General features: G+C 58.9%; 26 protein-coding genes. 6 read left to right on the top strand and 20 right to left on the bottom strand.

Features of this window, described 5'->3' with window-relative positions; all coding sequences use genetic code 11:
• Positions 1 to 5: 5 nt before the first annotated feature.
• The 11 genes from ACXWTF_RS00645 to ACXWTF_RS00695 form a co-directional block, all read right to left on the bottom strand.
• A complete protein-coding gene (locus ACXWTF_RS00645; protein ID WP_461713121.1) occupies positions 6 to 779 on the bottom strand; it encodes an energy transducer TonB in 774 nt (257 codons plus the stop codon).
• 36 nt (positions 780 to 815) lie between these two features.
• Positions 816 to 1,388, bottom strand: a complete 573-nt coding sequence (locus ACXWTF_RS00650) for a globin domain-containing protein (protein ID WP_461713122.1) — start codon at positions 1,386 to 1,388, stop codon at positions 816 to 818.
• Positions 1,389 to 1,670: 282 nt separating this feature from the next.
• Positions 1,671 to 2,861 carry a hypothetical protein gene (locus ACXWTF_RS00655; RefSeq protein WP_461713123.1) on the bottom strand — a complete coding sequence of 397 codons (1,191 nt, stop codon included), beginning with the start codon at positions 2,859 to 2,861 and terminating at the stop codon, positions 1,671 to 1,673.
• Positions 2,862 to 2,871: 10 nt separating this feature from the next.
• Positions 2,872 to 4,206, bottom strand: coding sequence for a cytochrome c (locus ACXWTF_RS00660; protein ID WP_461713124.1), 1,335 nt, complete (start codon positions 4,204 to 4,206; stop codon positions 2,872 to 2,874).
• A gap of 360 nt (positions 4,207 to 4,566) precedes the next feature.
• Entirely contained in the window at positions 4,567 to 5,343 is a 777-nt protein-coding gene (locus ACXWTF_RS00665) for a TOBE domain-containing protein (protein ID WP_416768666.1), read from the bottom strand.
• Between the two features lie 88 nt (positions 5,344 to 5,431).
• Positions 5,432 to 6,478, bottom strand: a complete 1,047-nt coding sequence (locus ACXWTF_RS00670; protein WP_461713125.1) for a sensor histidine kinase — start codon at positions 6,476 to 6,478, stop codon at positions 5,432 to 5,434.
• Positions 6,465 to 7,100: a response regulator transcription factor gene (locus tag ACXWTF_RS00675; protein ID WP_461713126.1), complete on the bottom strand. Its 636-nt coding sequence runs from the start codon at positions 7,098 to 7,100 to the stop codon at positions 6,465 to 6,467. Before ACXWTF_RS00675 ends, ACXWTF_RS00670 begins: the two co-directional genes overlap by 14 nt.
• Before the next feature lie 8 nt (positions 7,101 to 7,108).
• On the bottom strand, positions 7,109 to 7,930 hold the full coding sequence (locus tag ACXWTF_RS00680) for a hypothetical protein (RefSeq protein WP_461713127.1): 822 nt from the start codon (positions 7,928 to 7,930) through the stop codon (positions 7,109 to 7,111).
• Positions 7,927 to 8,283, bottom strand: a complete 357-nt coding sequence (locus tag ACXWTF_RS00685; RefSeq protein WP_461713128.1) for a hypothetical protein — start codon at positions 8,281 to 8,283, stop codon at positions 7,927 to 7,929. Before ACXWTF_RS00685 ends, ACXWTF_RS00680 begins: the two co-directional genes overlap by 4 nt.
• A 58-nt stretch (positions 8,284 to 8,341) precedes the next feature.
• A complete protein-coding gene (locus ACXWTF_RS00690) occupies positions 8,342 to 9,235 on the bottom strand; it encodes a cation diffusion facilitator family transporter (protein WP_461713129.1) in 894 nt (297 codons plus the stop codon).
• A gap of 6 nt (positions 9,236 to 9,241) precedes the next feature.
• Positions 9,242 to 11,197: an LTA synthase family protein gene (locus ACXWTF_RS00695; protein WP_461713130.1), complete on the bottom strand. Its 1,956-nt coding sequence runs from the start codon at positions 11,195 to 11,197 to the stop codon at positions 9,242 to 9,244.
• A gap of 175 nt (positions 11,198 to 11,372) precedes the next feature.
• Here ACXWTF_RS00695 and ACXWTF_RS00700 point away from each other — a divergent pair, with 175 nt between their 5' ends.
• Complete coding sequence (locus tag ACXWTF_RS00700) at positions 11,373 to 12,542, top strand: MFS transporter (protein ID WP_461713131.1); 1,170 nt, start codon at positions 11,373 to 11,375, stop codon at positions 12,540 to 12,542.
• Positions 12,543 to 12,584: 42 nt separating this feature from the next.
• On the opposite strand, the gene ACXWTF_RS00705 is transcribed toward ACXWTF_RS00700, so the two are convergent.
• Positions 12,585 to 12,767 carry a YgaP family membrane protein gene (locus ACXWTF_RS00705; protein ID WP_416768669.1) on the bottom strand — a complete coding sequence of 61 codons (183 nt, stop codon included), beginning with the start codon at positions 12,765 to 12,767 and terminating at the stop codon, positions 12,585 to 12,587.
• A gap of 143 nt (positions 12,768 to 12,910) precedes the next feature.
• Between ACXWTF_RS00705 and ACXWTF_RS00710 the strand changes: the two genes are divergently transcribed.
• The 4 genes from ACXWTF_RS00710 to ACXWTF_RS00725 all read left to right on the top strand — a co-directional run bounded on the left by ACXWTF_RS00710 (position 12,911) and on the right by ACXWTF_RS00725 (position 17,432).
• The gene (locus tag ACXWTF_RS00710; protein ID WP_461713132.1) at positions 12,911 to 14,713 is read left to right on the top strand and encodes a menaquinone biosynthesis decarboxylase; all 1,803 of its coding nucleotides are present in this window, start codon (positions 12,911 to 12,913) and stop codon (positions 14,711 to 14,713) included.
• A complete protein-coding gene (locus ACXWTF_RS00715; RefSeq protein WP_461713133.1) occupies positions 14,710 to 15,444 on the top strand; it encodes a phytanoyl-CoA dioxygenase family protein in 735 nt (244 codons plus the stop codon). The genes ACXWTF_RS00710 and ACXWTF_RS00715 overlap by 4 nt, the downstream gene beginning before the upstream one ends.
• A 261-nt stretch (positions 15,445 to 15,705) precedes the next feature.
• Entirely contained in the window at positions 15,706 to 16,974 is a 1,269-nt protein-coding gene (locus ACXWTF_RS00720; RefSeq protein ID WP_461713134.1) for an Lcl domain-containing protein, read from the top strand.
• A gap of 35 nt (positions 16,975 to 17,009) precedes the next feature.
• Positions 17,010 to 17,432 carry an Lcl C-terminal domain-containing protein gene (locus ACXWTF_RS00725; RefSeq protein WP_461713135.1) on the top strand — a complete coding sequence of 141 codons (423 nt, stop codon included), beginning with the start codon at positions 17,010 to 17,012 and terminating at the stop codon, positions 17,430 to 17,432.
• 194 nt (positions 17,433 to 17,626) lie between these two features.
• Here the strand turns inward: ACXWTF_RS00725 and ACXWTF_RS00730 are convergent, their stop codons facing one another.
• The 8 genes from ACXWTF_RS00730 to ACXWTF_RS00765 all read right to left on the bottom strand — a co-directional run bounded on the left by ACXWTF_RS00730 (position 17,627) and on the right by ACXWTF_RS00765 (position 22,936).
• Positions 17,627 to 18,265, bottom strand: coding sequence for a hypothetical protein (locus ACXWTF_RS00730; protein WP_461713136.1), 639 nt, complete (start codon positions 18,263 to 18,265; stop codon positions 17,627 to 17,629).
• A gap of 282 nt (positions 18,266 to 18,547) precedes the next feature.
• A complete protein-coding gene (locus ACXWTF_RS00735) occupies positions 18,548 to 19,168 on the bottom strand; it encodes a hypothetical protein (protein ID WP_461713137.1) in 621 nt (206 codons plus the stop codon).
• A 398-nt stretch (positions 19,169 to 19,566) separates the two neighbouring features.
• On the bottom strand, positions 19,567 to 19,797 hold the full coding sequence (locus tag ACXWTF_RS00740) for a thioredoxin family protein (RefSeq protein ID WP_345988620.1): 231 nt from the start codon (positions 19,795 to 19,797) through the stop codon (positions 19,567 to 19,569).
• Positions 19,798 to 19,809: 12 nt separating this feature from the next.
• Complete coding sequence (locus ACXWTF_RS00745; protein ID WP_461713138.1) at positions 19,810 to 20,793, bottom strand: twin-arginine translocation signal domain-containing protein; 984 nt, start codon at positions 20,791 to 20,793, stop codon at positions 19,810 to 19,812.
• A 9-nt stretch (positions 20,794 to 20,802) separates the two neighbouring features.
• Positions 20,803 to 21,747: a permease gene (locus ACXWTF_RS00750; RefSeq protein ID WP_461713139.1), complete on the bottom strand. Its 945-nt coding sequence runs from the start codon at positions 21,745 to 21,747 to the stop codon at positions 20,803 to 20,805.
• Positions 21,748 to 22,155, bottom strand: a complete 408-nt coding sequence (locus ACXWTF_RS00755; RefSeq protein WP_461713140.1) for an arsenate reductase ArsC — start codon at positions 22,153 to 22,155, stop codon at positions 21,748 to 21,750. It abuts the gene before it with no gap.
• Complete coding sequence (locus ACXWTF_RS00760; protein ID WP_461714560.1) at positions 22,152 to 22,478, bottom strand: ArsR/SmtB family transcription factor; 327 nt, start codon at positions 22,476 to 22,478, stop codon at positions 22,152 to 22,154. Before ACXWTF_RS00760 ends, ACXWTF_RS00755 begins: the two co-directional genes overlap by 4 nt.
• 2 nt (positions 22,479 to 22,480) lie before the next feature.
• Positions 22,481 to 22,936: an ArsI/CadI family heavy metal resistance metalloenzyme gene (locus ACXWTF_RS00765; protein WP_461713141.1), complete on the bottom strand. Its 456-nt coding sequence runs from the start codon at positions 22,934 to 22,936 to the stop codon at positions 22,481 to 22,483.
• A 178-nt stretch (positions 22,937 to 23,114) separates the two neighbouring features.
• Between ACXWTF_RS00765 and ACXWTF_RS00770 the strand changes: the two genes are divergently transcribed.
• A complete protein-coding gene (locus tag ACXWTF_RS00770) occupies positions 23,115 to 23,843 on the top strand; it encodes a DUF4395 domain-containing protein (protein ID WP_461714561.1) in 729 nt (242 codons plus the stop codon).
• Positions 23,844 to 23,996: the final 153 nt, after the last annotated feature.

Genomic DNA, 23,996 nt, shown 5'->3' on the forward strand with positions numbered 1-23,996 from the left:
GGTTCCTAAGAGTGTGAAAGTGAAAAAGTGATCGGGATCGTCAGATGGGTCAGCGATTCAAGAGAGGGAAAATCGCCGCTGAGATCCCATAGCGTTTGCAACGCTTTACGGTCCAGAATCGTACTGCCGCTGCTGCGCAAGACTTCCGCAGCAGCAACCGTACCGTCGGAAGCAAGTTTGAACGAAAGCGTCACCACCCCCTCGAGCCGCAGCCTTCTTGCGGCGGCGGGGTAGGCGATGGCGGATTCGATCATGGCACGTATCTGTCCCAGCACCGTCGCGTCCGGCCCGGTTGGGTCAGCTTTTTTGTTGTTGGCAAGCGGTGTAGCGCTTGACGCATTGTCTGGTGTGTGAGGAGAAGTTTCCGCGTGCGAGGCCGGGGCGACGGGCGGGGACGGAAGAGAGGCAAACGCCTCAGATAAAGACGCGTCGTTTGGTGCCTTTATCTCAGGGGTTTCGGGTGCAGGAGCGGACGGGGTCACCGGGGCGGGCTTGACCGTTTTCGGTGCCGGCTTCACCGCTGTTTTGACCGGGGGTTTCGGGCGTACGGCCGGCACGGCGGGGAGGGGTTTCGCTTTCGGCGCGACCGTTACTGCCGGTTGTGCCGCGGCTTGCGGTGCATAGGCGGCCAGGGAGATCGCCACCGTCTGCCGTTCGGCCGCCGGCGCGGGCAGGACGGGGTGGGGTGCGTAGAGGAACGCACCCAGCAGGGCCCCGTGCATCAGCACGGAAGCGCCCATCGCCTGCAGGCGATGTCGGCGGTCGTTTTCATGTATCATATTTGATATAACGCTTGGCGAAAGAGCATGCATCGTCTACTCCGCCGCTTTGCGCCCCGCGAGGGGTTCATAGGGGTAACGTGTGATGGGGGTGACCGTCGTGCGGCGGTTGATCATGCGGATGGAGAGGGCTTCGATCCACTCCCAGAACTCCCCGGCATGTTCGGCGGGCATGGCGCGCTCCGCCATCGCCTTGCGGTACATCATCAGCCAGATGTCGCGGGCTTTTTCGTCTACGATGAGGTGCAGGTGGCGCATCCGCAGCGCCGGATGGCCGTGGGCATCACTGAAGGCCTTCGCTCCGCCCAGCGCCTCGACGAAGAAGTCGGCGGCTTTTTCGGTGGCGGCAGCGAAGGCGTTGTCGTCGGCGGGGAACATTTCGCCCAGCACCGTCTTGCGCAGTAGCCCGTGGTGGTACCGCACAAGGCCGCGGATGTTCGCTTCGCCCCAGGCACGGTAGAGCGCGTCGGAGGGGAAGGTCACTTCGGGGTAGACGAAGTCGATCTTCGCATCGACCGTACGCGGGGCGCCACCGGCCCCCTCAAACGGGCGGGTGCCGCACTGGTTAAACCCCTGGATTGCCGTGCCATCTTCGGTAAAGACGTTCATTTTCTCCTCCATTATGTTTTAGATGATATAACGATGTTGCAGCCATTGGTGCAGCTGACGTTCCATGCAAATCGGTACATTTTGCGTTATTTTTGGAATGATATAACGAAAATGTCTTCTTTTGTCTTAAACGGTATGATTTTTGTCGAACCCTCCGGCCGGACAGCCGCATCGTGTCGGTACGCTTTGAAAGTACAAGGAGGCAGGGCGTGTGGAGTGACCCTTGGGCAATGGACTGTCCTGCAGGAAGGTTGTCCGGGCGGATGCCCGGATGAGCCGATGTCAGGCAAGGCTGTTCTTGAATACGGTGAACATCCCCCAGCCGAAGTAGACCAGACACCATAGGATCAAAATGGCGAAGGTGGAGTTGGCCAGTCTGGTGACGAGGGCGTCTTTGCTGGCGTCGAAGACCCCTTCGCTCTTGCCGGCCCGCCACGCAAGCGTCGCGATGAACGCGACGCCGGTAAAGCCGAGGAAGACGAAGGTGAACAGGAACATGACAACCGAGGGCCAGTCGATGTTCATGGGGTAGTCGTAGACGGAGTAGCCCAGGTCGGCCATGATCTCGAAGCGGATCAGTTCACGCATGCCGGAGATCAGCAGGGCGACCACGACGAGCCAGAGTGTCGTCAGGTAGCTCCGCTTGACGAAGTGGATCATCACGAGCAGGAGCAGCACGGAGACGACGATAGCAAGGGAGAGCGGGTTGAGCAGCAGCCCCTCCATAAACATCCAGACAACAAAGAACACGGCGCTCACCAGCAGACCGATGGACGCGATTGTTGTGCCGAGGCTGCGGGCAAAGGCGATGTACTCCTTCGTGAAATCGTTGCGCGTGCTCAGGAAGTCGCTGTAGTTCTGAAGGAAAATGCCGACGACGGGGGCACTGAGCGAGACCATAAAGAGGAGCCGGACGGGATCCATATGGAAGCTGAGCCCGGAGGTGTCGACGACGCCGCCCGGGGCATACCACCCCATCCACTCGTTGGGCTGGATGGACTCGACGGAGAAGACGTGCATCAGCACGCCGGCAAAGACAATGAACGCAAAGCTGATCATGCCGATCATCCTGCCCCCGCCTTTTTTATTGGCGTAATAGAACCAGTAGAAGAGCATATAGCCGACGATCAGCGCGTAGATGAACGCGAAGACCCAGATGCCCGAGAGCGCGTTGGTCACGTACCAGTTGGGGTCGTAGATGACCTGGGTGAAGAGCAGCGGGGCGATGCCCAGCAGAATGGCCAGCGAGATGCTGATCTTTCCGGTCTGGATCATATGCCCCGTCAGGAGCTTCCAGTCGGCACTTTTTTTCTGTTTTCCGCTGCCCGCAAGCGAGAGCGTGATGCTGCCGATGGCGAGCAGGACAAAGGCGGCGTGCAGCGCCCACGTCAGGACATAGAGCGCCTGAAAGACGACGGGGTAGAACGGGACCCCTGCGGGGTCGCGGAGGGTATTTAACAGTGTAGCATCCATAGGCATCTCCTTAGTTGGTTTGGGTCGCTATCCAGGCGGCCATGGCGTCGAACTCGGCGTCGGGGAGGTCGATTCTGGGCATATAGGGGATGGCCCCCGTCGCCAGCGAGCCCTGCATGAAAGCTTTGATCGTCTCTTTGTCCTGGCCGGCGAATCTATCTATCAGCGGGCGGAACTTGGCGCCCGGCTCCAGCGCGTGGCAGTTGGAGCAGGCAAGTTTGGTCAGCAGTTGCCCCGCTTCGAGCCGGTTCTCCGGCGTGATCGTGCGGAGCCGGTCGGGGATCCATGGATTGACCTGCAGCAGCCCTTTGTCGGCGACGATCTCCACTTCGCTTTTGATCCCCTTGCCCGGAACGTCCCGGCTGATGATCTGGTTGCTGTAGATATAGCGTCCGGCGACGTAGGGTTTGCGCAGGCTCTCACGCAGCTTTTCGCCCGGCCAGAGGCCGACGACGGCGATGACAAAGAGCATGACGATCGCCAGGGAGCGGCGGATATACTGCGGTTTGACAATCGCCAGCAGGAAATAGAGCGCGAAGGCCACGATGAGGATGATGCGCGTCGTCAGGATGGAGGGGAGGTAGATCCCCAGCAGGATGTCCGCGCTCTCGGGCAGCGTCTTGATGTACCACATAAAGAAGAAGAGTACCAGGAAGCCGCCGAGGAGGCTGACGTAGCCCATTTTTCGGGTCAGCTCGTTTGCAACCTCCCTGTTCTTCATCGCGCTGGAGATGATCAGCCCGATGACTCCGGCCATCATGATCATGAAACCGATGCGCAGGAACATGTGCGGGAAGGTGTTGACCCCGAAGAAGGCGTCGCTGGCCGATCCCGTCTGGTAGAAGGCGTCGTTGCCCGGCCACATCATGAAGCTGATGATCCCGATGATGAGCATCAGGGTGCCGACGGAGGCCAGCGCGAAGGTGTAGGTCAGCTTCAGGTGCGTTTTGCGGTCGATCTTGTCGATGAAGTAGACCAGCGCGAAGACGCCGATGACCTCATAGATGAAAAAGACCCACTCCGTGGCCCAGACCCAGACGAAGTTGTGGATCAGCGCGCTGATCCCCCGCGGGCTGGCCGCCGTGGCCGTATACCAGATCCCCGGCCCCGTGATGGAACCGATGACGTATGAGAAGATCAGCAGGAACATGCCGTACTTCTTCATATAGTCGTAGAGGTCGGTGCGGTTCTCCTTGTACGCTTTGTGCGCCAGGAAGGCGAAGAGCAGCGCGGCACCGACGGAGGTGTGCGAAGCCAGAATGTGAATGGTCCCGGTGATCCCCATCAACCAGGCGGAGCCGATATCGGGAAAATAGAAAAGCGGAAACATGCCAATGAAATCCATCCGTTTCTCCTCAAACAGATAATCCCGGCAGGGGGAATGCCCCTCCGGGATGATTCCATAGGTAGCACTCGGGCGGATCCGCCGCCCAAAATGCGCCCATTGGAAAAAGCAACATTTGATTCGTCATAGGGATATGGCACAATAAAATGTTGCAACACAACACAAACATACCCGTCTGTCATCGCCAAATTGTCGACGGGTATGTTTCTTCATCCGGTTAAAACTGCTTCCTCATTTAAAATGATTCTGAAATATGGGAAACGGAAAATAATAATCAACTGATATTAATTTTGTGTTAAGGGCTGTTCAGAAATGAACGGTTATGAGAAAAGGGTGTGTGCGGGATGCTGTGCGGGCGCTTCAGGCCCCGATGATGATGTGGTTCTTCGCAACGGTGGCGTAGGCTTCCATCGCCGTTTCCAGGGCGTCGCTGGCGTCGAGGTCCGTCACGCCGATCAGTTTGGAGCCCCCTTCGAGCTGGAGGGTGATCTCCGCGTTTTCGCTGCTGCGCTGCAAAGAGGTGATCTTCCCCTTCAGGATATTGACATCGTCGGAGGCTTCCGGTGCGCCCCGGCTGATGATGACGTCGCTGGATTTTATGATGGCGTAGGCGTCACACCCCTCTTCCAGGCCCATGTTGCGCACCGACGTCGAGGTGATCACGGAAAAGAGGGTGTCACCGCCGGGAAGTTGCAGGCGCAGTTCGGAACGCAGACCGTGGGGCGTGATGCTCCCGACGCTGCAGGTGATCTGGTTGCGCGCGCTGGTGGTGAGGAAGGTGCGCGAGAGGATGCGGGCGAGCCGTTCGGGGTCGTCGCCCGCTTCGGCGAAGCGGTTGATGAATTCGCGGTGCAGCTCCGCGAAGCGCTTGTAGGTGGCAATGAGCTCGTAGGCGTGGGCGGTGAGGACCGTCCCCCCGCCGCCGCGTCCGCCGGTGGTCTTCTCGATGATGGGGCGGTCGGCGATGTCGTTCATGGCGTTGACCCGTTCCCAGGCGGCCTTGTAGCTCATTTTCATCGCCTTCGCCGCGGCATGGATGGAGCCGGTCTGGGCAATCTTTTCGAGCAGCTCGATACGCCCGTTGCCCAGGAAGTTCCTGCCGTCCTTGCGCAGCCAGAAGCGTCCGTCTATCTGCATGGAATGCCTTTGGAAGAGGTCACGGGGAGGGAAAACGGCGGCATGGGGTTCCTTGGCGAATGATTTGACGGGCTTATTATAACAGACGCTAACGCGCGGTTTGTTCCGGCGGCAGGGTGCAGCTGAAGGTCACGCGGTTTTCGCTCTGGGTGACGGTGATGGCGATCTTCTCCTCGTCGCAGAGTTTTTTGACGATGTGCAGGCCGATCCCGATGCCGCGTTCACTCTCCTTGTAGAAACGGTCAAAGAGGTTGCGGGGCGAACGGATGGGCGCCGCGGCGGTATTGGTAATGCTGAAGGTGTCCCCGGAGAGTGTCAGCGTTACCTCCCCCTCCTTGACATTGTATTTGCAGGCGTTGGAGAGGAGGTTGTCGACGATCCGCGTCAGGGCGTCGGGATTGGCGCTGAGCGTCGTCGGTGCAAGTTCAGCGTGAAAGGCGAGCGCGGGATAGAGGCTCTCGAAAAAGGCCAGCCGCTCCGCCACGAGGGTGTCGAGCCGGAAGGTGTCGCGCTGTTGCGGCAGGCCGCCCTGATACTCCTGGAGGTTGCGGTAGAGCATGCCGATCAGTTTGGCGCTTTTCTCGATGCGTTGCACGGCCTTGTCCTCACGGTTCAGCATCGAGGTGTTGATCAGGATCGCGCTGACGGGGGTGTTGAGATCGTGGATGATGTCCTTAATGAAACGGTCGGTCAGCTCCAGGGCACTGCGCAGCGGGCGGAGGGTGTAGCGCGCAAACCCGAAGGCCATGATGCCGACGACGGCAGAGAGCAGCAGCATAAACAGGAGGTAGCGGCCCAACAGCACGCCGGTCTGGGCCTTGAAATCCGGTTTGGGGTAGTAGATCTTGAGCAGGTAGCGCTGGTTGGCCGGTAGCGGGAAGAGGGCGTAGAGCGTCTGGCCGTCTTCGCGCAGTTCCAGCAGGGGTGCTTCCGTCTGTTTGGGCACGAAATCGAGGGAGAACTTTTCGCCCTCGAAGTTGAAGTTGTAGTTTTTCATCTCCAGGAAAAGCTGCTGCTTGAGGCTGCCGACATCTTCGCGGTAGTTGTGGTAGAGCAGAAACCCGATCAGGATCTCGATGGTGACGAAGTAGAGCGCCAGGCTTTTATAGAAGGATTCTCTTTCAGAGGCTTTCAAGACGGTACCCCACGCCGCGGACGTTCGTGATGTCGATGCCCAGCTGCTGTTTGAGGCGGCTGATGTGGAAACGTAGCGCCTGGTCGGTGGGCTGCTCGAGCAGTTCGAGCAGTTCGGCTTTGTCGATGGTCTGGCCGACGTTCGTGAGGAGCAGGCGGAAGATCGCCGTACGGATCTCCCCGAGGTCGACGCTGCGGTTGTTTTTGCTCACCCGCCCGTCGGCCGGGTTGAAGGTGATCTCCCCGTAGCGGAGCTGGCGTTCGAGCTGGTGGGTGCGCGCCTTGATGCGCAGCAGGAGCTCGTCGATGTCGAAGGGCTTTTTGAGGTAGTCCTCCGCGCCCGCGGCGAACCCCTTGGTCATCGAGTCGATGTCGCGCAGGGCGGAGATGAAAATGGCCGGGGTACGGTCCTCGGCGTCACGCAGGGCGCCCAGCAGGTCAAAACCGTTAAGCAGCGGGACGTTGATGTCGAAGAGGTAGAGGTCGAAGGGGGTGTCGAAGGCCGCGTCGGCGGCCGCTTCCCCGTCGGTCACCCAGGCGGTATCAAAGCCGTTGCGCGTGAGCAGATCCTGTAGGGATTCGCCCAGTACCGGATCGTCTTCGAGCAGCAGAATCCGCGCCATTCTCCCTCCTAGAAGCGGGCGAAGAGCATGACACCGGCCGCGTGGTCGCTGGCCGAATCGCTCAGGCCCAGGCTGTAGTTCACCTTTAACGAGAGTGTATCATAAAGCGGGAAGATCCCGAGCACGGAGAGGGAGCGCAGATCCGGGGTGCCCTGGATATACGACTCCGAATAGTCGTACGAAAAGCTCAGGCTGCTTGCGGGCGTGGAGTAGAAGGTGACGCCGGCGGAACCGAAAGCGATGTCCGGGTACTCGGTGGTCGCGCTGTCACCCGTCACAGTGTAGCCGTACTGTGCGAAGATGTCCAGCGCCGAAAAACGGTAGAGCCCCACGAGGGAACCGCCCCAGTCGTTCTCGCCCGTGCCAGTCCCCTCCTCGGCGGTGGCGAGCTTGAGATGCACTCCCGGCGTCAGAAAGAGGTTCTCCGTGAGACCGAAAGCGTAACCCGCGCCCAGGAAGGTGTCGGAGAGGCCGCCGTCTTTGCTGTCGGCAACGGTCGGATCCGCGGTGCCGTAGTGGTAGTAGCTGACGATGCCCGTCACGTAAAAGTCCCCCGCGTAGAGGGCCGCCATCGCATCCGTCGAGAGGGAGTCGACGGTCTCCGTTCCGCCGTATTTTCCGGTGGCATAGCCCATCCCGATTCCCGCAAGAAAGGAGACCGTGCTTCCTGTATCCGGGGCGCAGCCGTCTGCGCCCACCGTCATGTCGAAGGCCGTGCCGGGGCATTTATCCAGGGTGTCGGGGACGCCGTCAAGATCGCTGTCGCGCTCCGCGGGGGCCGCGCAGAGGGCCGAAGTGATCAGCGCCGTGCTCAGGAGTAACCGTTTCATCGGCCCAACTGACCCTGGCGGGGATGCATCTGCTGTTGCTGCATCTGTTGCATCTGCTGCTGTGTTTTGAGCTGCTGGCGCATCTGCTGCTGCATGACCGCCTCGCCGGCGTCGGGTTTTTGCGGTGCCGCGGCTGTGCCCGTTTCTGTCTGCATCCGGCTCTGCAGGGCTTCAAGGGCTTGGCGGCGCTGCTGCTGGTTGAGCTCGCGCATTTTGAGCTTGAAGGCGTTCATCTTCTCGAACCGTTCCGACTTGGGCGCGTTGATGACCGCATCGATCAGGGTGTCGATCTCTTCGGGTTCGGCGGCGAGCAGGGCCGAGCAGAGGGCCAGGATCGTTAAAAAATACCGCATGCATGCTCCTTTATGAATCTTGACGTAGTATCCCATAAAAGTGTGAGCGGCGCGTGAGTCAGCGGATCAGCCGCTTGTCGTCGTCGCGGCCGTATTCGCACTGGAAGGTCGTGTGGGTGATGCCGAAGCGCTCCTGCAGCCGTTTTTCAAGGGCTTCCACCGTCTGGGTCGCCCGGGAGAGGGGAAGGTTTTCGGCGAAATCGAGGTGGGCTTCGAGGTGGATGGCGTGGTCGCTCAGGCGCCAGAGGTGGATATGGTGGATCCCCGCGACGGCAGGCTCACCGCAGACGGTCTCGGCGACGGCAGCGACATCGACGGTTTCCGGGGCAAACTGCATCAGCACCCCTGTGCTCTCTTTGATGAGCCCCACGGAGGCGGCAATGAGGTAGAGGGCGATGATGATGGAAATGAGCGGGTCGACCCAGTGGATCTGCCACAGGGCGATGGCCACACCGCCCAGCACGACGGCGACGGAGGTGAGCACGTCGCCGAGCAGGTGAAGGTAGGCCGCACGGATGTTCATATTGCCCCGGGCGTCGGATTCGAGCAAGAAGATGCTGCCGCCGTTGACGACGATCCCCAGCAGCCCCATCCAGATCAGCCAGGAGGAGAGGACGGGTTCGGGGTAGATCAGCCGCATGACGGAAGCGTAGACGAGGTAGACGCCGATACCCGCGAGCACCGAGGCATTGAAAAGGGCAGCCACGATCTCGGCCCGCTTGTAGCCGAAGGTCTTGCTGCTGTCCGCCTCTTTGTGGGAGATACGGTGGGCGAACCAGCTGATCAGCAGGGCCATGACGTCGCTGAAGTTGTGCAGGGCGTCGCTGAGCAGGGCGAGGGAACCGGCCATGATGCCCCCGATCACCTGGGCGACGGTGATGAGGACGTTGAGGACAACGGCGACGAGCAGTTTCGTGCCGCTGATATCGTGGGAGTGGTGGTGGCCGCTCATCGGGCGTTACTTGGCGCTGCCGGGTTCGGCCTGGAAGCGTTTGTGCTGGTAGAGGTCATTGATGACGTGGATAAAGGCCATTGTATCCCGCTCCAGTTCCCGGTCGTGCGCTGCAGGGGTCAGGTGGTCCTCCGCGGAGAGGTCGAAGGTCACCGCCGGGGTGTCGGGCTGGACGACGGCGAGTTTGTTGCCGTTGCGTAGGGCGTACATGTCGTGGAACTGCATCAGCACCACCTCTTTTTCCGGGTCCTCGTAGATCGATTTGCCGAGGATGGGGTAGGTGAGGTTGAGTCCGACGGCATCGAGGGCCGTGGCCAGGACGTCGGGCTGGGTGGAGCGCTTGGCGACGCGCTGGGGTTTGATGCCGCCGCCGAGAAGCATCCCCATGATACGGTACTTGGGAACGGGGACAAGGTCGTCGCCGTAGGTACGGACATTGTGGTCGGCCAGGATCATGAAGACCGTATCGTTGTAATAGCCCTCGCGCTTGGCGTCGTCGATGAGTTTCCCGATGGCGTAATCGGCGAATTTGATGGCGTTTTCAACGCCGTTCTTCGGCTTGCCTGGGATCAGGTCGATGCGCCCGCCGGGGAACTCGAAGGGGGTGTGGTTGGTGGTGCTGAAGAGCACCGAGACGAAAGGCTGCCCTTGGGCATGCCACTTGGCGAACTCCTCGTTGGCCCGGACGACGAGGTCCTCGTCGCAGACGCCCCAGATGCCCGTGAATGCAGGGTTCTTGAACTCGGGCTGATCGATCAGGAGGTCAAAACCGTTGCCGTAGAACCAGCCGCGCATATTGTCGAAGTTGCTGGCCCCGCCGTAGATGAAGCTGCTGCGGTAGCCGTAGGGTTTGAGCAGAGAGGCGACGGTAAAGAAATCCTCCTGGGACTTGTTGCGCTTGACGACCCCTTTGCCCGGGACCGGGAGGAAACCGGAGACGCTGCCGGCGATCCCCCGGACGCTGCGGGTGCCGTTACTGTAGAGGTGGTCGAAGAAGATGGACTCGCCGGCGAGGCGGTCGATGTTGGGGGTGATCCCCTTTTCACCGCCGAGCGCCCCGACGAACTGCGCCCCCAGGCTCTCCTGGAGGAAGATGACGAGGTTTTTCGGTTTGGCGGCGGGGAAGTGGGTTTTCTGGGTTCTCAGGAAGGGGGTCTTCATGTCGCCGACAGGGATGCGCAGCTGGCGGGAGACCCGCTCATAGGCCTCTTTCAGCGGCATTTTGCCGTATTTGCTCATGACGACGCCGTGCTTCTTCTGCGAATAGAAGGCGTAGCCGATGCTGTAGAGGCTGTTCTTCGTAATCTCGTTCACGACGTGCGAATCGGTGTAGACCGCCAGGGAGATATTGGCCGCGCGGTGGCTGAAGGAGGAGCGGATACCGATGAAGAGCAGGGCCGCCAGCGGCAGCAGCAGCAGTACTCGGAAGGGCCACTTGATCTCGAAGACGACCGCAAAGGTGTTGCGGGTCAGGGTCCAGAAAAGGTATCCCGCCACGGACATCATGATGGCGGCGACGAGCAGTTTGAGCTTGTAGGTCGCCCAGATGTTGCCGAACACCTCTTTGGGATAGTCGAGGTAGTTCAGGAAGATATCGTTGGGGCGGACGTCGAATTCGGCGAAGAAGGGGAAGGTCGCGTTTTCGATAAAGAGGGTCACCAGGAGGAAAATGAGCAGGTAGACCCGGATAAAGGTGCGTACGGGGCCGCTGAAGAGACGGGGGACGGTAAAGAGCAGGAGGACCGGCAGGGCGAGGATGATACAGGCGACGATCGTATCCATCTGCAGCCCGAGCAGGAAGCTGAACCAGTGGCTGACCCCGGCATCGGCGATGCGGTCGTAATAGAGCGCGAACAGGAGGGCACGACCGCTAAAGAAGATGGCTATGAAAAGCAGGTAAAAAGCGAACAGCTGGCGCAATGACGCGACGATGGCCTGCTTTTGGGTGAGCGGTGGGTGCATACTTGTCCCTTTGGATGTTGTGAAATAATTATAGAATAATACCCGATTCAGATGAATGGTGGGGAGGGGGCCGACAGCTGCGCCGCCGCACCGTCCCCTCCGGTGAAAAATTCGCTGCGCTTATGGGCCGGTTGCCCATCCTGGCGTATAATGCGCTCCACGAAAAGGCTGCCTAATGTATGACTCCGTTGCCCGCAATGTCAGACTCTCTTTGCTGCTGCTGGCAACGATGGGCGTCATGTCCGGGATTGCCATCGTCGCGGCGCTGCCGCTGATCAGCCATCACTTTGAGGCCTTTCCCCATATCGCGTTTCTCTCCAAGCTGATGCTGACGATCCCCTCCCTCGTCATTGCCGCCGTCGCCCCCTTCGCCGGGATGATCGTCGACCGTTTCGGCCGCCTGCGCCCCCTCTACCTCGGTATCGTCCTTTTTATTATCGGCGGCAGTTCCGGCCTCTACCTGCAGGATTTTGAGGCGATCCTCGCCGGGCGCGCCCTGCTGGGCTTTTCCGTTGCCCTGCTGATGACCGCCTCCACGGCCCTGATCGGCGACTACTTCGATGAAAAGGGTCGCCACCGTTTCATGTCGATGCAGGGGATGGCCGTCGGGCTGGGCGGGATCGTCTTTATCATCTCCGGGGGCTACCTGGCCCAGCTGGGCTGGAACTTCCCCTTCGCCATCTACCTGTTGCCGCTGCTTTTCTTGCCGCTGCTCCTGCGGTCGCTCTACGAGCCCAAAAGGCTCCATATGCACAGCGAGGAGGCCGCGGCGGTATCACCGAAGCTGCTGCCGGTCTACCTCAGCGCCTTTTTCTCGATGCTGCTGTTTTACATGCTGCCGACCCAGATGCCCTACCTCGTCATTGACGAGCTGCACGGCACCCCCAGCAGCATCGGCCACTTCGTCGCCTTTGCCCTGCTCATCAACGCCCTGACGGCGCGCCAGTACGCGCGGATCCGCGCACGCTTTGATTACGCCCAGATCTTTGTCTTCATCTACCTCTTTTTCGGCACCGGCCTGCTGGTAATGTCGCAGGTGAGCTCCCCGCACCAGCTCTTCTTCGCCTCGGCCTTCATGGGGGTGGGATTCGGGCTCGTGATGGTCAATATCAATGCCTGGCTACTCTCGCTGGTGCCGCCGCACCGCCGCGGGCGGGCCGTCGGGATGCTGACGATGAGCTTCTTCCTGGGGCAGTTCTTCTCCCCCATCTTTTTCCAGCCCATTGTCGCCCATGCCGGGATTCAGGGGCTCTTTTTGATTATTGCGGGGGTGTCGTTCAGTACGGCGGCGGTGCTTTATGTCAAAACGTTTCTGAAAAGGGGTGCGGGTTCTGCGGAGGGGTGAAGGAGAGGGGAACGGTTCACCGTTCCCCGGTGACATCAGGGTTTAGATGATGTTGCACTGTCCGGTGATTTTGCACAGCGGACAGAAGTTCATGATACCGGCGATGAAGGGGATCACGCCGAGGTAGAACCAGGGGTTGCCGCTGTAGGCACCGTAGCCGATAAGGGCGGCGCCCAGGGCGATACGGAAGGGGCGGCAGAATTTGCGGATCTTGATAACGTTCATAGATTGCTCCGTTTTTTGCGGAATTATAGCGCAGGGGGTGGGATCGTAATATTAATTATTTAAATTAGTCATACTGCTTTTAAAGTGCATCCCCTGTTCTTATGTAGGTTTTTTAGAGTTGCTCTGGGATACAATACGGAATTATGAAGATTTTTGAGACCCTCGCCCCCTGGATCAGGACCATCGACGAACCCCTCGACGTCAACCTCGAGATCCCCCATATCGCTTATGCGGAGATCAAGAAGGACGCGCCGAAGATTCTCGTGTTCACCCACCCCGTTGACAAGGCACTCGGCAAAACCTACGACATGCCCGTCGTGATGAACATCTTTGCAAACGACGCCGTCGTCGAGACGATTTTCGGCGCAACGCCCGACGTTATTGCCGCCAAGGTGCAGAAAGCGCTGAAACTGAAGCCGCCCAAATCGCTCTCGGACAAACTGGAGACCTTCAAGTTCCTCTTTGACCTCCGCAACGTCTTTCCCAAGCGCCTGAAATCCGCCGGGGCCTGCCAGTCGCGGGAGATCGCGTCGCTTTCCGAGCTGCCGATCCTCAAGACCTGGTCCGACGATGGCGGCAAGTTCATCACGATGGGACAGGTCTACACGCAGAGCCTCGACGGCGAGATCCACAACGTCGGCATGTACCGCCTGCAGGTCTACGACGACAAACGGCTGGGGATGCACTGGCAGATCCACAAGGACTCAAACCACCTCTTCCACCAGTATAAAAAAGCGGGGCGGAAAATGCCCGTCTCCGTCGCCATCGGCGGCGACCCGCTCTACACCTGGTGCGGGACGGCCCCGCTGCCCCACGGCATCTTCGAGCTGATGCTCTACGGCTTCGTCCGCAACAAACCCGCCCGTCTCGTGAAGTGCCAGACCAATCCGATCCACGTTCCCGAAGACGCGGATATCGTCATCGAGGGGTGGGTCGACCCGGAGGTGACGGAGATCGAGGGGATGTTCGGTGACCATACCGGCTACTACACCCTCAAAGAGCCCTACCCGGTCCTCGAGGTGAGCCGTATCACCGCGAAAAACGACCCGGTGTTCTACGCGACCGTCGTCGGCAAGCCGCCGCTCGAGGACAAGTACATGGGGCTGCCGACGGAGCGGATCTTCCTGCCGCTCCTGCAGACGCAGGCCCCGGATCTCAAAGACTACAAGATGCCGGAGAACGGGGTGTTCCACAACCTCATTCTCTGCAAGATCGCGCCGCAGTACCCGGGCCACAGCCTGCAGATCATGCACGCGCTCTGGGGCGTGGGGCAGATGAGTTTCGTCAAGCACGCCCTCTTCGTCGACGAGCGCGCCCCGGAGCTGGGGGACTACGAAGCACTCACGCAGCATATCCTCGACCGCCTCACTCCGGAGGGCGTGACGATCACGACGGGGATCGTCGACGCCCTCGACCACTCGGCGAGCCGGCCCCTTATCGGCGGCAAGCTCGGCATCGACGCGACGGGGAATGCTGTGGAACGCACCATCGACCTGCTCGATGACGCCGCGCTGCTGAAGAAGGTGAAGACGATCGACAGCGACATTGTCGCGCTCAAGCAGTACATGACGCAGAGCGCGAACCCGGTGACGGTGATCCAGTACGAGAAGAAGCGCCCGGCGCGCGAACTCTTCGAGGCGCTCAAACCGCTCGCTTTGCATATCGCGATCGCCGTTTTCGTCGATACGCGGCAGAATGACGTGAACAACCCCTATATGCTTGTGTGGCGGGTGACGAACAACATCGACGCCCAGCGCGATGTCTGGCTGGAGGAGATGATCGGTGTCGACGGGACCAACAAGGACCCGATGGACGGTTTTACACGCGAGTGGCCTGGCGACGTCGTCTGCGACGCGGACGTCTTTGCCGACCTGCGCGCACGGGGCCTGATCGATCTTGACGACGAGACGATCGACCGATACCAGTTGGTGGGAGAGAGCAGATGAAACTGAGTGAGGAGCAGCTGGCGCAGTTTGAGCGCGACGGGTACATCCTGCTGCGCGGCTTTGTGGACAAGGCGCGCTGCGAGGCGATCCTGGCGGCAGCCAAAGAGGAGATCGAGGCGCGGACACCGCCCATTGAGACGGAAGGGGAGTACACGGGTTCGAATAACTCGACCCTGCGTCGCCTGCGGCAGGTCTATGACCGCCGCGAGATTTTCCGTGAGTGGATGACGGACAAGGAGATCCGCCCGATGCTGGCGCAGGTGCTCCATGACACCCCGGTGCTGACCCTGGCGCACCACAACTCCATTATGACGAAGATGCCCTCCAAGAGCACGGAGAGCCGTTGGCACCAGGACCGCCGCTACTGGCATTTTGAGAACGACAACCTGGTGAGCGTCTGGCTGGCGCTGGGCGAAGAGCGGATGGAGAACGGGGTACTGGAGTTTATCAACGGCAGCCACAAACTTGAATACCGGCCCGAACAGTTTGACACCGATACCAGCTTTATGACGGGGCTGCCGGAAAACGACGCCCTGATCGCGCAGAAGGTCCACTACGACCTGCACGAAGGCGACGTCATCCTGTTCCATTGCCGGACACTGCACCACGCCTACGACAACCAGACCGACGAACCCAAGATCGCCTTCGTCTATACGGTCAAGGGCGCTTCGACCAAGCCTATTCCCGGCACCCGCTCCGCAGAGTATCCCGAGGTCGTGCTCGAGGTATAATCCACCGGACGTATACTCTTTCGGCCTGCAAGAGCGCGTCTATTAGCGGGCAGCGGTACGTAGATGCGACGTCCCGCTCGGTAGTTTGCAGTCATCACATAAAAATGTCAATGTCGTGTGTTTGTTTCATGCTGCTTTTTGTGCTCTTTTTCGGCCGTGATACATTCGGCGTATAGATCTCCTCACAAAAAACTGTTTTTGTTTTTCAGCGTGTTCAAATTTGTGTATTGTACAATGATAGCTACTACATAAGGAGGGAACGTGTCTAAAAGACGGCTTTTGAATGGAGGTTTTGCCGCACTTGTCGGCATGGTACTGATCGGCTGCGGTGGCGGTGGTTCGGGAGGCGGCAGTGATGAGGGGACGCTGAGCTTTACATCAGCGGCGACGGCAGATGTCAGTGAAAATACAACGGCAGTGCTGACAGTGACGACAAATGACCCTGGTGCGGCTCTGGCGATTACCGGTGGAGCAGATTCGGCCCAATTCGTGCTCGGCGGCAGTACCCTTGCATTTAAAACGGCCCCAGACTATGAGGAGCCTTCCGATGCCGATACGGACAATACCTACGAAGTTACGGTCCGTGCAACCGACACGTCCGGAAACGGAGTGGAGCAGAATATCAGCGTCAACATTCTTGACGTGAACGAGGTGGCGCCCGATACAACACCACCGAACTTTACGTCGCCAGCTTCGGCCGACATCGCGGAAAACACAACAGCGGTCCTGACGGTCACGACGGACGACGCAAACGCAACGCTGGCGATTACGGGAGGTGCAGACGGTTCTCTTTTCGAGCTTAGTGGCAGCAATCTGGCGTTTAAATCAGCTCCCGACTTCGAAAACCCGGTCGATTCCGGTACGAACAACATCTATGAAGTCACCGTCAGCGCGTCGGACCCGGCATTGAACCATTCAGAACAGACTATTAGTGTCACCGTCATTGATGTCAGTGAACCCACCGTTTCACTCGTGATCCTTAAGACCGGTCAGACCGGCAGTTATGACACGAGCGGCAATGCAGTAACGGATGGCAGCGTCAAAGACGACGGCTATTATCAATCGGGTGCCGATCGCAATTACACCCGCGACGATGCGAAAGAGATTGTGACCGACAATGCCACAGGACTCATGTGGCAGGATAACAACGAAACGGCGTCTGTGATGAAAAAGTGGCTCAATGACGTCAACTACGCCGAATGTGCCCTGAACCAAAACCTGCCAAAATGTTTCGATACGACGGGTGATACGGCCGCGGCATACTGTGAAAATCTGACGCTGGGAGGCTACGCCGACTGGCGGCTGCCGACGGTGCAGGAACTGCTGAGCATCACCGATGCCGTACATGCCAACCCAGCCATCCACCCAACATTCCAGAATGTGGCTTCGACCATTTACTGGACATCGACGACGTATACGCACGCTCCCGAGCAAGCGTGGAGCGTTTATTTCTACCTGGGCGAAAGCAACAGTTTTTACGACAAGTATTTTGACGAGGCCTACATCCGATGCGTTCGGAAGGGATTGTAGGCCGTGAAGCATAGACAATGAAAGCGAGGAATTTAATGAAAACAGTCGGGATATTTTTGATTGCATTCAATATGCTTTATGCCGATTACATACGCGACGATGCGGCGGGCATTGTCACTGACAACAACAGCGGATTGATGTGGCAGGATGACACCAATGCAACGACCGCAAACTGGCAAAACGCCATCGACCGCTGCGAGGCGTTGACGCTTGGCGGTTTTGATGACTGGCGGATGCCGAATCAGAACGAACTGCGTTCCCTCGTTGACTTCAGTCGTGACGACCCGGCCATCGACCCGGCATTCAAATATGTGGTTTCGGACACGTATTGGTCATCTACTTCATCATTCTACTGGTCTGACTCTGCATGCACTGTTTTTTTTAAAGACGGTGCAGACGGCGGTAACGCCAAAGACTATAACCACTACTATGTCCGGTGTGTTCGGGGTGGGTACTGACTACCCTGTCGCCTTTTGGTCTGTGATATTAGGAATGCTGTAGTGCACTCTGCACGAAAACGTTTAGATCACTTGTTGCCGCCGGATGTCGTGTTGTGCCATGCCAACAACCTCGACAGGCCGAAGATGGCATCGATGGCGCTGTGACTGCTTCTGATTTTTGAGGGATACCGGCGCCAAAGGGCGCCGCGGCGTCACTTGACGCTGACGACGATCGGAGCAGAAGTCTTGTGGGCGCTTGAGATGTGGCACTCGCGTGTCGGGTAGACCGAAACGTTGGCGGCGACACGGTAGGTACCGCTGTTCATGGCGGTCACGTTATAGATCACTTCCGAACCGTTCGGATGGGCACGGAGGCACTCGACCGCCGGTGCATCGGTGACAAACCCGAGGCCGCTGAACGTAACCTGGACACCGTGCGCATCACTGCCTGAAAGCGGGAAGTCCTTCGCCTTGACGATGACGCGCAGGCTGATCGGTTCGCCGACAACGACTTTCTCTTTGTCCGGAACAAGTTCCACCGTATATTTTTCAAAAGGGCTGTCGGCGACCGGGGCCGGGGCGGCAAGCGTCGGCATCGGTGTCGGCTCGGGTTCGGCGACAGGGGCCGGTTTGGCTTTGGCGACGGCTTTCGGTTTTTCCGGAGTAGGCTTCGGTGCCATCGGAAGCGGTACCGGTTCGACTTCCGGTGCGTTGGGTTCATTGACGATGCCGAGGACTTCCGGCTCTCCTGCGTCATTCTGCGCCGCCGGTTCCGCATTTTTCAGACATCCGCTGAACAGCAGGCTGACGGCCAGAAGGACTCCGGCGTGCCGCACGTACTTTTGAATCATGTTCTTCCTTTTCTGTGATGAAATTGGGTCCGGTCCTCTCACCTCCCGGACCCTTAGGTAACCTTCGAATTCTTTCTACATACTTGGTTATATGTATATTTTAAAGGTTCCAAAAGGTCATCATTATAGCACAGCGGCAACATTTTCTGACAAAAAATTAAAAAAATACAGTTCTTTTGGGAAAAGGTGATAAAGAAGTAATACGAATAATCCTGTGGGGTCTTAAGATAACGAAGTGTTATGGATAGTGGCGGCGGGGAGTGGATCCGCCGCCGGGTGCTTTTATTTGACGTTAACGGTCAGTGCGTTCGACTGTTTCGTCACGCGTGAAGCTTCACAGTTGCGGGTCGGGTAGAAGGCGACGTCCGCAATGACATCATAGGTGCCGGCGTTGGCCGCCGTGACATTGTAGATGATGTCCGATCCGTTGGGGTGGACCCGCAGACACTCGGATGCCGGCGGGTTGGATGCAAATCCCAGGCCCTTGAATGTGACTTTGACGCCGTGGGCTTCATGGCCGGTCAACGGGAAGCCATTGGCCTTGACGTGCACGTAAAGGCTGACGCTTTTGCCGACGTTAAGGGTGGTTTCGTCCATAGCCACTTCGACATTGTACAGGTCGCAGGGTTTCTCCTCGGCCGGCGTTGCCGCGGCAGCTTCATCCGGGACCGGTGCTGCCGCTTTGGGGGCTGCTTTCGGTGCGGCCGGCTTCGGCGCGGCTTTGGGCGTGACAGCCGGGGCGGCCTGCACCGGGGCTTCGGCCGTCGTCGCTACGGGGGCTTCAGACGGCTGCTCCGCCGGGGCGGGCTGCGGAGCCGGCTCGGTGCTCTTCGTGGCGACACAGCCGCCGAATAACATGCTGACGGCCAATAGGCACCCTAACTGCTTCATGCGATGGTTCATACGTTTCCTCCTCCATGGTTCGGTATGGCCCGGGGTGTCGGCCCCGGGAAAGCAGAAACCTTTAATCAGTTCCATTTGTGATAACTATTTTATAACATTAAAAGTTTCCTAAGACATTGTATCACAATAAAAACAGATTATGACAATTATTTAAAAAATATTGCGAAAAGAGCGTTTTTCCGGTAACAACCAAGGACGTTTTCAGTGTCGATGCGGAGAGGGGGAGTTGTTCGGTGGGAAAAATGTGCCTGCAAGAGCGAAAACGGAAGCAGGCAGGCTTTGCGTCGGGTGTTACAGCCCTGTTTGCAGTCAAAACGGAGACGTTAGCCTGCGTGAGCGCCATTCAACGCCGGCGGTCCGGCAATGAAGCTATCCGGACGGGAGGTACCGGAAGCGGCTTAGGCGATCATCGCCAGGATCTCGTCGACGCTCGGCACACGGCCCGTCGACTTCACCTCGCCGTCGATGACCAGCCCCGGGGTGCTCATGACCCCGTAGGCCATGATCTTCTGCAGGTCGCTGACCTTCTCTACCTGCAGGAATCTGCCGCTCTTGGCGACCGCCTGCTTGACCTTTGCCTCGAGCTCGTTGCACTTGCTGCAGCCCGTGCCCAGAATTTCGATTTTCATGATGTTTCTCCTTTAATGGCTCTGTTTGATCGTATCGTAGAACGGCTCGACCGGGCCGGAAACGACGTAGGCGCCGACGGGGCCGGCCGCGGCGAGGAAGCGCGGGTCGAGGTGCGAATTCTCATGATCGTACATGTTCTCCCAGACGCCGTGCATGATGTAGCTGCGGGTATCGCCGTCGGCAAACGCGTTTTGCAGGATCTCGGTCGTCACCGCTTTGCGGTAATGGCTGTTCTGCGCCGTACCGGCCTGGCCGTGGGGATAGCGGTCGTCATACGCCGCATCGTGAACGTCGGGCCGGAAGGTTTGCTGCGCGGTGCCCAGCAGACGCGCGACTTTTTGATTGAAGGCTTCGCGGTTGGCGTCCTTGATCATAACGTGGTTTTCAACGGTGACGTAGCGGTTTTTCACTTCGTCGGACTGGTGTTGAAGAAAGGTCTTGATCTCATCGGAGGTCGTATAGAGCTTTTGGCGGTCCCCCGCGGCGACGGTTGTGTAGATCCCTTCGTAGTAATCAAGCTTGATCGGCGTCTTGGTCGGAGGCGTCGTCGGTTTGTAGGCAAAGAGCGATGGGACGATCTGCTCGGCAAACCACGTCTGCGCCTGGGAGGCGATCAGCGCATCGTAGGAGTCGAAGCGGATGAAGAGCGTATAGAAAAGCGGGAGTTTTGGGGAGGTGGGGTGGCCGTTGCCGTCGGCGTACCCGCGGTCGAGCACCCCTTTGAGGTGGGCGGGGTAGTTGCGCACCATGGTCGACTCCCCTGTCATCTGCTTGAACGAGAAGCTCAAAAAGCCTTGTTTCCCCTTCAGATAGGAAGAGAGTCCGTCGATGTTGTTGAGTACCCTCTTCTTCTCGGGCATCGGGACGCGAAACTCATAATAGAGCGTCACGGCCCCCTCGGGTTTTTTCTCTGCGGTTGCGGCGTGCGATGCGGCCGGGAGGATGGCCGCTCCGGCCATGACCGCACCCATGCCTAAAAAGTTTCGTCTTTCCATTGTGACTCCTTATAAGATGATATTGAACAGATAGCCGACACCGATGATCCCGACGCCGATAATGGCGAAGAAGGTGGCGATGAGCCTGGTGTGCAGGATCTGTTTGAGGATGATCGCTTCGGGCAGGCTCAGCGCCGTCACGGCCATCATGAACGACAGCGCGGTGCCCAGCAGCATCCCCTTTTCCGTCAGGACCTCCACCAGCGGCATGACGCCGGCGGCCGAGGCATACATCGGGATGCCCATCACCGCCGCAACGGGCACGGCGTACCAGGCGTCGCCGCCGGCGTAGTCGGCGATAAACTCCGCCGGGACGAAGCCGTGGAACCATGCGCCGACGCCGACGCCGGCCATGACCCAGAGGTAGATCTTTCTGAAGATCTCCAGGGTTGCTTTCCAGGCGTCGCCGGCACGCTGTGCCAGGTTCAGCGACGTCGCCGCCACATGGAGGTCGCCCTGCATTACCGGCACGTCCAGCAGGACGTACCGCTCCGCTTTGGTCCGGCCGATCAGCCAGCCGCCGATGATCGCCACGGCCAGCCCGAAGCCGATGTAGAGCGCGGTGATCTTCCAGCCGAAGAGCCCGAAGAGCATGGCGATGGCGATCTCGTTGTTCAGCGGGGCGGAGATGAGAAAGCTGAAGGTGACGCCGACGGGGATGCGCGCCTGCAGAAAGCCCAGGAAAAGGGGGATCGCCGAACAGGTACAAAAAGGGGTGATGATCCCGAAGAGTGCGGCCAGGATGTTGCCGGTGAACTCTTTCTTCCCGGCGAGGTAGGCCCGCACCATTTCGGTGTTCATCCAGGTGCGCAGGAACGATACGGCAAAGATGATGGTGATCAGCAGGAACCAGATCTTGACCGTATCGTAGAGGAAGAAGTGCAGCGCGTCGGCGAACCGCCCCTGGAGGTTAAGCGTCTCGTACACGAAGGCGCGGCTGAGCTCATGCCACATCTAGCAGAGCTCCGCTTTGACGACGGGCAGCAGCTCCCGTTCGATCAGGTCGAGGGTTTTGGCGTATTCCGCTTCGGCTTTGCCCGAGGGGTCTTCGAAGCCGACGTGGATCGTCTTGACCGCTTTGGGGAACATTGGGCAGCTCTCCTTGGCGTGATCGCAGACGGTGACGACGAGGTCGAAGGCGTTGTTCAGAACCGTTTCGATCACCTTGGAGTGGTACCCCTCTTTCCAATACCCTTTGGATTCGAGCAGGGCCCGGGCGTTGGGGTTGACCTTTCCGCTGGCCTTGACGCCGGAGCTGAACGCCTCGACGCAGTCGCCGAGCTTGGCGTTGATCAGCGCTTCGGCCATAATGGAGCGGCAGCTGTTACCGGTGCAGAGGATCAGTACTTTTTTCTTGCTCATAACTTACATCCTTGGTCAGTTTCGGAGAGTTTTTGCAGTTTCGGCAGTGTGATGCCGAGGTGACGGATCTCCTCCAGCGCTTCGCTGCGGAAACGGTCGAGGGGGCTTCTGATGGCGTAGTAGGCCCAGGTCCCTTTGCGCTCGACCTTCAGGAATCCCGCTTCTTTGAGGATCTTGAGGTGGCGCGAGAGGCGCGACTGGATCATCTCCAGGGAGCTTTGCAGGTCGCAGACGCAGAGCGGCCCGTGCTCGTCGAGGAAACGCAGGATCAGCACCCGGGTCTCGTCGTTGAGGGCCGCGACGCTTTTGAGGAAGACATCCATGCTCAGCAGCCCCCGGCCGTCGACCACTTGCCGTTTTCGGAGAACGTCGGCTGGCAGCAGCCCACCCCGCCGGTAAAGGCGTCGCCGCCGAACACCTCGATCTGCTCCATCGTATGGTAGTTCTCCCAGATGACATCCTGGGGGTCCTGGACCCAGTACTTGTTCGACGCGGCGTAGCAGCACTGCGCGCCGCTCTGTTTCTCGCCCGCAATGCCCGCGGCGACGAGACGGGCCTCGGTCTCGGCGACGGCTTCGTCACTGTCGAACTGCAGCCCCAGGTGGTTGAGGCCGCGTTTGCTCTTGCCTGTGGAGATCGCGAAGTTGACGGCGGGATCGTCGATGAGCCACTGCAGGTAATCCGCTTTTTCCTTCGTCGGTTTCGCGCCGAACAGGGCGGTGTAGAACGCCCGGCTTTTGTCGAGATCGTCGACGGAGATATGGATGTGGAGACGTTTCATGCTGTTTCCTTTCGCCGTTTGGATAGCAGCATTGTAGCCAATCAATTTACAAATATCAAGATATATTGATTTATTGTTCCGAATGTGCTATAGTTCCCGTCATTAAAGAGGCGTCCGGTCATGACGGAAGTGTTTGGCCGCGATGCGCGCCTCTGATTTCAAGGAGAAACGCGTGGATATGAAAAGCTTCTTCGCTTACGGTGAAAAGGTGCCCGGCTACGAGGTGGGCATGCTCAATGAGAGAGAGGCGCGCGCGGCGGCGGCAATTCTGTTTGTCGGGGCTTTCCTGGGACTGACGAACGGGGTGATGCTGGGCACGGCGGTCTTTTCCAAATATTTCGTGACCTTCTTCGCCGTTGATTTTACGCTGCGTATCATCCAGCCGCGCTATGCGCCGAGCCTGATGCTGGGGCGTTTTTTCGTCCGGAACCAGAAGCCCGAGTACGTCGGGGCCGCCCAAAAACGTTTCGCCTGGATCCTGGGCTTTCTGCTGGCCTGGCCGATGTTCTACTACCTGGTCATCGACTTCCAGCCCAACCCGCTCAAAGTGCTGGTGTGTCTCATCTGTATGGCGCTGCTCTTTTTTGAAGCGGCCTTCTCCATCTGCCTGGGGTGCAAGATCTTCGCCTGGATCAAACGCAAAGATCCGAAATACTGCCCGGGCGGCGTCTGCGAGATGAACTATAAAGAGCCCATCCAGACCTTTTCGCCGCTGCAGAAGTTCATCCTCATCACCACCGTACTGGTCATGGGGTACGGCACCTACGCCTATTTCACCAAGCTGCCCGACCGCACCATCTTTGTCAAAAAGATGAAAATGCTGATGATGAGCCAGGCGGAACTCGATGCGCTGCAGGCGGCGAAAGAGAAGGCGGAAGAAGAGGCTTTCTTCAATGATGATGATTAATGCTACCGATATCACTTTGCAATCGCGCCCGCATTAGTACGAACAGGTTTTCCAAACGCCTTTCCTGTGCCATCAGGAATCTGCCGCCGGGTTATCGGATCATACGCACTGTTCGCAAGCCGGAAAAGGCATCGTTGTTGCTGTAGCAAAGCT

It is taken from the genome of Thiomicrolovo sp. ZZH C-3 (assembly GCF_054862725.1).

Excerpts from the sequence above, each read along its gene's own strand:
- ACXWTF_RS00645 (WP_461713121.1), bottom strand. The coding sequence starts at position 779 with ATGATACATGAAAACGACCGCCGACATCGCCTGCAGGCGATGGGCGCT.
- ACXWTF_RS00650 (WP_461713122.1), bottom strand. The coding sequence starts at position 1,388 with ATGAACGTCTTTACCGAAGATGGCACGGCAATCCAGGGGTTTAACCAG.
- ACXWTF_RS00655 (WP_461713123.1), bottom strand. The coding sequence starts at position 2,861 with ATGGATGCTACACTGTTAAATACCCTCCGCGACCCCGCAGGGGTCCCG.
- ACXWTF_RS00660 (WP_461713124.1), bottom strand. The coding sequence starts at position 4,206 with ATGGATTTCATTGGCATGTTTCCGCTTTTCTATTTTCCCGATATCGGC.
- ACXWTF_RS00665 (WP_416768666.1), bottom strand. The coding sequence starts at position 5,343 with ATGCAGATAGACGGACGCTTCTGGCTGCGCAAGGACGGCAGGAACTTC.
- ACXWTF_RS00675 (WP_461713126.1), bottom strand. The coding sequence starts at position 7,100 with ATGGCGCGGATTCTGCTGCTCGAAGACGATCCGGTACTGGGCGAATCC.
- ACXWTF_RS00680 (WP_461713127.1), bottom strand. The coding sequence starts at position 7,930 with ATGAAACGGTTACTCCTGAGCACGGCGCTGATCACTTCGGCCCTCTGC.
- ACXWTF_RS00685 (WP_461713128.1), bottom strand. The coding sequence starts at position 8,283 with ATGCGGTATTTTTTAACGATCCTGGCCCTCTGCTCGGCCCTGCTCGCC.
- ACXWTF_RS00690 (WP_461713129.1), bottom strand. The coding sequence starts at position 9,235 with ATGAGCGGCCACCACCACTCCCACGATATCAGCGGCACGAAACTGCTC.
- ACXWTF_RS00695 (WP_461713130.1), bottom strand. The coding sequence starts at position 11,197 with ATGCACCCACCGCTCACCCAAAAGCAGGCCATCGTCGCGTCATTGCGC.
- ACXWTF_RS00700 (WP_461713131.1), top strand. The coding sequence starts at position 11,373 with ATGTATGACTCCGTTGCCCGCAATGTCAGACTCTCTTTGCTGCTGCTG.
- ACXWTF_RS00705 (WP_416768669.1), bottom strand. The coding sequence starts at position 12,767 with ATGAACGTTATCAAGATCCGCAAATTCTGCCGCCCCTTCCGTATCGCC.
- ACXWTF_RS00710 (WP_461713132.1), top strand. The coding sequence starts at position 12,911 with ATGAAGATTTTTGAGACCCTCGCCCCCTGGATCAGGACCATCGACGAA.
- ACXWTF_RS00715 (WP_461713133.1), top strand. The coding sequence starts at position 14,710 with ATGAAACTGAGTGAGGAGCAGCTGGCGCAGTTTGAGCGCGACGGGTAC.
- ACXWTF_RS00725 (WP_461713135.1), top strand. The coding sequence starts at position 17,010 with ATGAAAACAGTCGGGATATTTTTGATTGCATTCAATATGCTTTATGCC.
- ACXWTF_RS00730 (WP_461713136.1), bottom strand. The coding sequence starts at position 18,265 with ATGATTCAAAAGTACGTGCGGCACGCCGGAGTCCTTCTGGCCGTCAGC.
- ACXWTF_RS00735 (WP_461713137.1), bottom strand. The coding sequence starts at position 19,168 with ATGAACCATCGCATGAAGCAGTTAGGGTGCCTATTGGCCGTCAGCATG.
- ACXWTF_RS00740 (WP_345988620.1), bottom strand. The coding sequence starts at position 19,797 with ATGAAAATCGAAATTCTGGGCACGGGCTGCAGCAAGTGCAACGAGCTC.
- ACXWTF_RS00745 (WP_461713138.1), bottom strand. The coding sequence starts at position 20,793 with ATGGAAAGACGAAACTTTTTAGGCATGGGTGCGGTCATGGCCGGAGCG.
- ACXWTF_RS00750 (WP_461713139.1), bottom strand. The coding sequence starts at position 21,747 with ATGTGGCATGAGCTCAGCCGCGCCTTCGTGTACGAGACGCTTAACCTC.
- ACXWTF_RS00755 (WP_461713140.1), bottom strand. The coding sequence starts at position 22,155 with ATGAGCAAGAAAAAAGTACTGATCCTCTGCACCGGTAACAGCTGCCGC.
- ACXWTF_RS00760 (WP_461714560.1), bottom strand. The coding sequence starts at position 22,478 with ATGGATGTCTTCCTCAAAAGCGTCGCGGCCCTCAACGACGAGACCCGG.
- ACXWTF_RS00765 (WP_461713141.1), bottom strand. The coding sequence starts at position 22,936 with ATGAAACGTCTCCACATCCATATCTCCGTCGACGATCTCGACAAAAGC.
- ACXWTF_RS00770 (WP_461714561.1), top strand. The coding sequence starts at position 23,115 with ATGAAAAGCTTCTTCGCTTACGGTGAAAAGGTGCCCGGCTACGAGGTG.